The organism is Massilia phosphatilytica (assembly GCF_977014125.1).
In genome coordinates, this window is record NZ_CDRNIL010000079.1 from 1 (window position 1) to 5,431 (window position 5,431).

Annotated in this window: 3 protein-coding genes and 3 pseudogenes; 5 read left to right on the plus strand and 1 reads right to left on the minus strand. The window is 65.6% G+C overall.

All coding sequences use genetic code 11. The features are described 5' to 3' along the window. Positions 1-112 precede the first annotated feature (112 nt). Positions 113-388: pseudogene (locus ACWNCF_RS02760) on the minus strand (tRNA-dihydrouridine synthase); the annotation flags it as partial. 422 nt (positions 389-810) lie between these two features. On the opposite strand from ACWNCF_RS02760, the gene ACWNCF_RS02765 reads away from it, so the two are divergent. The 5 genes and pseudogenes from ACWNCF_RS02765 to ACWNCF_RS02785 form a co-directional block, all read left to right on the plus strand. After that, positions 811-1,026: a hypothetical protein gene (locus ACWNCF_RS02765; RefSeq protein WP_449405931.1), complete on the plus strand. Its 216-nt coding sequence runs from the start codon at positions 811-813 to the stop codon at positions 1,024-1,026. A gap of 619 nt (positions 1,027-1,645) precedes the next feature. Then, positions 1,646-3,907: pseudogene (locus ACWNCF_RS02770) on the plus strand (NAD-glutamate dehydrogenase domain-containing protein); the annotation flags it as partial. A gap of 4 nt (positions 3,908-3,911) precedes the next feature. After that, the gene (locus ACWNCF_RS02775) at positions 3,912-4,433 is read left to right on the plus strand and encodes a hypothetical protein (protein WP_449405932.1); all 522 of its coding nucleotides are present in this window, start codon (positions 3,912-3,914) and stop codon (positions 4,431-4,433) included. Positions 4,434-4,568: 135 nt separating this feature from the next. Beyond that, entirely contained in the window at positions 4,569-4,910 is a 342-nt protein-coding gene (locus ACWNCF_RS02780) for a succinylglutamate desuccinylase/aspartoacylase domain-containing protein (protein ID WP_449405933.1), read from the plus strand. A gap of 185 nt (positions 4,911-5,095) precedes the next feature. Continuing rightward, positions 5,096-5,347: pseudogene (locus ACWNCF_RS02785) on the plus strand (oxidoreductase); the annotation flags it as partial. Positions 5,348-5,431 lie beyond the last annotated feature (84 nt).

Below are 5,431 nucleotides of genomic sequence, written 5' to 3' on the forward strand. Positions count from 1 at the left end.
TTGTGGCCTACTCGGTTCAGTTGCGTATTGCTAAGGTTAAAACGGAGGAGTTAGTTGGATGATCCAGCACCTGTGCCGCCAGAGCGCCGTCGGATAGCCCCGGTGCGCGGAGGTCGATGTCGCGGCAGATCCAGGGGCGTCCCTGGGCGGCGCGGCCGATCATGACGGCGTCGGCCCCCGGTAGTCGATGCGCGACTTCGCCTTGTCCGGCGTCGTGATGTCGCCGTTGGCCACGACGGGAATGCCGACGGCAGCCTTGACGGCGGCGATGGTGTCGTATTCCGCGTCGCCCTTGTAGCCATCGGCGCGGGTGCGGCCGTGCAGCGTCGGCGTCGGCGATGCCGGCTTGCTCGGCCATCCGGGCAATGGTCAGCGCGTTCTTGTGGTCGCATCGACGTAGGTTCGGGTGACGGGACGTCGCGGCGTTCATTGACGTCGTCCGGCCGTCCGACAGGTCTCCGTCGGCACGGCGTGGAGCCGGCGCCAGTGGTGCCGACGGCGTCGTGCCGACTGGACGCCGTCTGAACGCCGTCGACGTGCAACCGTCTCCGCCGACAACTTCACGCGCGGCGTGGGACCTCGTCGACTACGACCTCAAGGGCAACGCTGCTGACGTTCGATATGCCCGTTCGACTGGTACCTGAGCGAAGGCGGCAGCTGCCACGCTGACGCTGCGCGGCCGTCACTCCGCGCCGATGGCTACAAGGGCGACGCGGAAGGCGAGGCCGATCGCCGCCGGCAAGGCTGCACGTCGGGACGGCCGTACGTGGCCAACTGGACGACGTCGCGCCGCCGGACAAGGCGGAGTTCGTGCATCGACTACACGCGGGGCCGCACGCCGTACGTGGGCATCGGCCGGGGCAACGCGCTGGGACCGCCCTCGGATCTGGACCAGCGAACATCGACCTCGGCGTGCTCGCACGGGCGGCTACCTGCCGGACGCGCGCCGGTGGCCGAGCGCAGGTGCTGGATCATCCAACTAACTCCTCCGTTTTAACCTTAAGGTTAAAACAACCGAACCTTTGAATCAGAACAGCACCGGTGCTGTTCTGATTCAAAGGTTCGGTTGTTTTAACCTTAAGGTTAAAACAACCGAACCTTTGAATCAGAACAGCACCTAAGGTTAAAACAACCGAACCTTTGAATCAGAACAGCACCTAAGGTTAAAACATTCTAACCTTTGAATCAGAACAGCACCTAAGGTTAAAACAACCGAACCTTTGAATCAGAACAGCACCTAAGGTTAGACTACCTGAACCTTTGAATCAGAACAGCACCTAAGGTTAATCTTCTACTACCGATCCGAAGCTAGCAGCACCTAAGGTTAATCTTCTACTACCGATCCGAAGCAGCAGCACCTAAGGTTAATCTTCTACTACCGATCCGAAGCAGCAGCACCTAAGGTTAATCTTCTACTACCGATCCGAAGCAGCAGCACCTAAGGTTAATCTTCTACTACCGATCCGAAGCAGCAGCACCTAAGGTTAATCTTCTACTACCGATCCGAAGCAGCAGCACCTAAGGTTAATCTTCTACTACCGATCCGAAGCAGCAGCACCTAAGGTTAATCTTCTACTACCGATCCGAAGCAGCAGCACCGGTGCTGCTGCTTCGGATCGGTAGTAGAAGATTAACCTTCAAGCCGCGGATGCCGAAGGATGCCGCACGTGACGTCGTCGCGGCCGAAGGCGAAGCCGTCTACCGCCTGTTCATCGCGAGCCTGCTGGAAATGACGGACAACCGCGTGCGCGGCGAGATCAGCGCGCCCTGGCGACACCGTGCGCTACGACCAGGACGACCCGTACCTCGTGGTGGCCGCCGACAAGGGCACCGCGACGTTCTCCGACATCGCCAACAGCATCGCCGTCTCGCGCGGTTTCTGGCTCGGCGACGCGTTCGCGTCGGGCGGTTCGAACGGCTACGACCACAAGAAGATGGGCATCACGGCGAAGGGCGCGTTCGAAGCGGTGAAACGCCACTTCTACGAGATGGGCCACGACATGAACACGACCCCGGTGACGATGGTCGGCGTGGGCGACATGTCGGGCGACGTGTTCGGCAACGGCGTGCTGCTGTCGCGCCAGCTGAAGGTGCTGGCCGCGTTCGACCACCGCCACATCTTCCTCGACCCGAATCCGGACGTCGTCGTCTCGTTCAACGAGCGCAAGCGCATGTTCGCGCTGCCACGTAGTTCCTGGAAGACTCCGACAAGGACCTGATCTCGGAAGGCGGCGGCGTGTTCCCGCGCACCGGCCACATCGAGCTGTCGCCGCAGGTGCGTGAAGCGCTCGACATCGCCGAGACGTCGCTCACGCCGGAAGAACTGATGCACCGCATCCTGCTGGCACCGGTCGACCTGTTCTACAACGGCGGCATCGGCACCTACATCAAGGCGTCGAACGAGACCCACGCGCAGGTGAAGGACCGCGCCAACGACAACATCCGCGTCAACGGCAACGAGCTGCGCGTAAAAGTCGTGGCGGAAGGCGGCAACCTGGGCGCGACCCAGGCCGGCCGCATCGAATTCGCGCTGGCCGGCGGCCGCATCTTCACCGATGCGATCGACAACTCGGCCGGCGTGGATTGCTCCGACCACGAAGTCAACGTCAAGATCTGGCTCGACACCGAAGTCAACGCGGGCCAGCTGGAAGAGGGCGAGCGCAACCGCCTGCTGACCGAAATGACGGGCGATATCGAGAAGCTGGTCCTGCGCGACAACACGCTGCAGACGCACCTGCTGGTGCGCGAGGCGCAGGCGCAGAGCAACAGCGCGGTCGTCGACGGCTATGCCGCCCTGATCGCGAGCCTTGAGCTTGACGGCGCCGTGTCGCGCGAGCTGGAACAGCTGCCGAGCGAGACGGAACTGCAGCGCCGCAAGGCCCTCGGCCTGGGTCTCACGACGCCGGAACTGGCCGTCGTCGTCGCCAACGTCAAGAACCGCTTCAAGCGCCTGCTGGCCGCGCTGCCGCTCACCGGCCTGCCGTGGGCCGAGACCATCCTGCGCCCGTACTTCCCGGCGCAGCTGGTGGCGACGCGCGATCCGCTGGCGCACCCGCTGGCCAATGCGATCCTCGCGACCGTGCTGGCCAACGAATCCGTCAACCGCTGCGGCCCGCTGATGCTGCGCGACCTGGCGCTCGAGCACCGCATCGACGACGCCGAGGTCGTGAAAGCGTGGGGCCAGGCCTGGGCCGCGCTGCACCTGGCGCCCGTGTTCGAGGCGCTGGACCATGACGCGCTGGTCGTGCCGCGCGACGTGTCGCAGACGGTCGACGCGCGCACCCGCGTGATGCTGCGCACCGTGATCGAAGGCGTGCTGTCGCTGCCGGCGGAACAAGCCGGTGCCGGCGGCATGGAAGAGCTGTCGAACCTGTTCGCCCAGCCGGAGCAACTGCGCCAGCTGATGCCGGCGAAGTCGGATGCCGATGCGCAGGCCGGCCTGTCGTCGTCGTTCGTGCAGGCGTGGAAGGCCGTCGATACGGTCGAATCGCTGGCCGCGTTCCTGTTCGCGGCCGTGTCGGTGCAGCGTCCGCAGGGCATGTCGCTGGCCGAGTTCCTGCGCGTCGGCATGCTGCTGCGCGAGCAGGCCGGCATCGACACGCTGGAGCGCGGTCTCAAGCTGCCGGCCATCAGCAAGTCGCAGGAACAGCTGCGCAACTACGCGCTGCAGGCCCTGCGCCGCACGCAGCAACGCCTGCTGCTGGAAGTGCTGGAAGCGAGCCGCGCCACCGGCGACATGCAGGCCGCGGTGCGCGAGCTGACGGCGGCGATGGGCCTGTCCGGCGGCTACGTCCAGCCGACCGACCTGGAACAGGCGATGCTGGCCGTGTGGTCGCTGTCGGAAGGTTCGAGCCCGGACCGCATCGCAGCGGGCACCGCGGCCCTCACCGTCGCGACGCTGGCGTAACGCGATGGCGGCCGCTTCGTTCGACGTTTTGCCGAAGGCGATCCGGGCGCTGGCCCAGGCCGACTTCGGCGAGGTGGCGGGCCGTTTCGCAGGCGCCGGCTTCACGGTCGGCCAGCCTGCGAAGGGCGTGCTGACCGTGAAGGCGGCCGCACCAATGCCGGAGCGTCCCGCCGTGCTGCTGTCGGTGGGCGTGCACGGCGACGAGACGGGGCCGATCGAGATGGTGGCCTACGCGATCGAGGCGCTGTCGCGCGCGCCGCATGAACTCGCGGTGGACCTGATGCTGTGCGTCGGGAACATCGACGCCATCGCGGCCGGCAAGCGTTTCATCGATGCGGACCTGAACCGCATGTTCCGCGACCAGCGCGGCGACCTGGCCGGCACCTTCGAGGCTGGCCGGGCCGACACGCTGATCGCGGCGACCGCCGAGTTCTTCGAGGGCAGCGGCCCGCACCGCTGGACCTCGACCTGCACACGGCCATTCGCGGGTCGCGCTATCCCCGTTTCGCGATCGTGCCGGAACTGATCGCGACCGAAGCGCGCCGCGCGCTGATCGCGTGGCTGGGTGTCGGCGGCATCGAAGCCGTCATCATGAACCCGGCCTCCGCCGGCACGTACAGTTACTGGACGGCCGAGCGGCACGGCACTGCGGGCACCACCGGTGGAGCTGGGGCGCATCGGCACGCTGGGACAGAACGACCTGGCGCAATTCGCATCGATGGCGGACGCGCTGCATGGCCTGCTGCGCGGTTCGACCGCGGGCGAGGGGCAGGCGCCCATCGTGTTCGACACCGCGCAGTCGATCACCAAGCTGTCCGATGCGTTTACGATGAGCTTCGGGCGCGACACCGAGAACTTCACGCCGCTCAAGAAGGGCGACGTGATCGCACGGGATGGCGATACCGTTTATACCGTTCAGCACGACGAGGAATGTGTCGTGTTCCCGAACCCGGATGTGCGGGTCGGGCTCCGGGCCGGCATCATGGTGGTCCGCACGGATTGATCGTTGCCCGGCACCGCCGGTTGAGCGCGTCGGCGCGGGGTGCCCACCCTGCGTTGGCGTTACGGGTAGGGGGGCGGCCTCCGCCCACGCGTCCAACGCACGTGCCCCCCGTTCTCGAAAAGCGCGTTTTGACCATGCGCGCTGAGACTATCCCTTTACTCACGCTTCCGGAAGGGGCTCTTTCCATGAGCAAGCTGTTTTCTCCGATCACGCTCGGCCCGCTCGCGCTGGGCAACCGCATCGCCATCGCGCCGATGTGCCAATACTCCGCCGACCGCGGCTTCCCGACCGACTGGCACATGATCCACCTCGGCCATCTCGCGCTGTCCGGCGCCGGCCTCCTGATCATCGAGGCGACGGCCGTGACGGAGGAGGGCCGCATCACCCACGCCGACCTGGGCCTGTGGTCCGACGACCACGCGGCCGCGCTGGAGCCGGGCACGCAGCCCCGCACCAGCTGGACGACCAACTACTCCTCCTCCGTTGACCTGAGCAAGACGAAAACCGAGTCGAGGCGATAA